1 protein-coding gene is annotated in these 2192 nt (G+C 66.7%); it reads right to left on the bottom strand.

Translation table 11 applies throughout. The annotated features are described in order from the left end of the window. Positions 1 to 115: 115 nt before the first annotated feature. Entirely contained in the window at positions 116 to 1585 is a 1470-nt protein-coding gene (ltrA, locus tag ACL02O_RS34055) for a group II intron reverse transcriptase/maturase (RefSeq protein WP_412822293.1), read from the bottom strand. Positions 1586 to 2192: the final 607 nt, after the last annotated feature.

Genomic DNA, 2192 nt, shown 5'->3' with positions numbered 1-2192 from the left:
TGGTTGAGTCGGCCTGGGGCGCGGTGTCGGGATTGCTCCCGGTCCGTTTCCCCAGGCCGCTCGCCGAACCCGCCGTGCCGGTCTCCCGGCAGCGGGCTCTCCACGGTTTCTGCCGTTAGGCGTGGTTGGGTGCTGCCCAGGGGTTGGGGATCTTGCTGCCGCGGTACCGGTACCGAGTGACCGGGACTGATGCGATGTTGAACAGTTCGATCCCGTCCGCCGTTGGTCGTGTCCACTGGCCGTTGCGGCCGATAAGGCGACGGCGGACGTCTTTCCACCTCCAGCGGCGTAGTCGCATCCACCATCGGATCACCCGGTGCCACACGAAGTTCTCCAGGGCGTCGAGGGTGTGTTTGCAGACTGCGTGCCGGAAGTAGTTGGCCCATCCGCGCATGATCTGGTTGAGCCGGATCAGCACGTCCCCGGGCGGCTGCTGCGACAACCTGTTCGTCAGGGCACGGACCTTGTCCTTCAACGACCGGATGGGCCGGTCGGCGATGAACGTGTAGACGTACCACTTGCTCGTGCCTCGCTTACGGCGCCACTGGATGTGGAACCCCAAGAAGTCGAGCGATTCGCTCATGTGCACGATCCGGGTCTTGGTCGGCGACAGTCGCAGACCCAGCGGAGCGAGCACGGCTGCGATGTCTTCGTGCAAGGTTTCGACGTCGGCGCGGGTGCCGTGCACGAGGATGACGAAATCGTCTGCGTAGCGAACGATCCGCCAGTTCGGCAGGCCTTTGGCTCGACGTCGGGCGCGTCGGCTGGGAGTGCTCATCGTGCCGCCTTCCAACCATGGCCCGTGCGCGTGCTCATCGAGTGCGCTCAGGGCGATGTTGGCCAGCAGCGGGGACAGGATTCCTCCCTGCGGCGTGCCGGTGAAGCTGTCCTCGTGCCGGCGGGTCTCGGTGAGAACCCCGGCCTTGAGGAACGCCTTCACCAACGCGAGCACGCGCTTGTCCTTGACTCTGGCCCGCACCCGGTCCATCAGCGCCGTGTGCGAGATCGAGTCGAAGCACGCCTCGATGTCGGCGTCCAGCACCCACTGGTATCCCTTGGTGCCGTAGCGCTGGATCTCGGCGACCGCGTCGTGCGCCCGTCGCATCGGCCGGAACCCGTAGGAGACGGGCATGAAGTCCGCCTCGAAGAGGGGTTCCAGCACGAGCTTCAACGCCGCCTGGACGACCCGGTCGGTGATGGTGGGGATACCAAGTTTCCTCACCTTCCCCGACCCGCCCGGTTTCGGGATCTTGCGTTCCCGCACCGGAAGCGGCCGGAACGTGCCGGCCTTGAGTTGGCCGCGTATGTCGTCCAGGAACCCGGGCACGCCCACCACGGTCTCGACCTCAGCGGCCGTCAGGCCGTCGATGCCGGGAGTGTTGGCGCCTCGGTTGCCCGCGACCCGGTCGAACGCCACGATCAGCGTCGCCGGGTCGTACACGAAGTTGAACAAGTCGTCGAACCTGCGGTCAGGATCGGCCGCCGCCCAACGGTGAAGCTTGGCCTGCATCTCCGCTACCCGCGACCACGGCCCAACGGGCGTCTGATCGGGTGCGCTGCCATTCGGCGGCGCGTCTTGCGGCATTGCAGCCTCCTTCCCTTCTCGAAACCGCTGCCGCCCTTCCCCATGTGCGCGGGCTTTCCCCGGCTCGGAGTACTACGGCGGCTCCGTCCCACCCCGGACCAGTCGACGGTCGACGCGCCCAGCCCAACCAACCGCACCGGACGCGCGGCCGTGGGCAGGACCGGGATGGTTCCCGTGTTCACTGTGATTCGCTTGACGAAGGAGGAGCCCGACTCGGTCCCTGCGGCATCACCACGGCTACCCCGCAGCACTTCACCGTGATCTCCCGGCCAGTCGCCGAAGCCCAGCCCAGGAGTTCCCCATCCGAACAATCCGGACAGGTACGCACCGCTCCCGGCCCATATCCACCAGGTTCGAGCCGGTACACGCTTGAGAGACGTAAACGCCGGTTCCTCGCGTACTCCTTTCCGTCCCGCTCGCCAGGCCCGCACCATCTGGCAGTACTGGCACGACCTGGCTTTGTCAGGGCCGCTTGCCACCCTCCCCGGCGTCACCCGGGTCGAGCTGCCCTCAGCTCCACCTCCCTGCTGCGACAGGGCAGGCGGTGAAGGTCTCTCACCTCCACTCGAATCAACAGCGCCTCACGGCGCACTCGGCTCCGCCTGAA

Origin of the sequence: Micromonospora mangrovicola (assembly GCF_047200535.1) — a bacterium.
Classification (GTDB): Bacteria; Actinomycetota; Actinomycetes; order Mycobacteriales; family Micromonosporaceae; genus Micromonospora.
This window is presented reverse-complemented; position numbering and strand designations above follow the sequence as displayed.

Bases quoted from the DNA above. Each gene is read 5' to 3' on its own strand.
- ltrA (WP_412822293.1), bottom strand. From the start codon at position 1,585: ATGCCGCAAGACGCGCCGCCGAATGGCAGCGCACCCGATCAGACGCCC.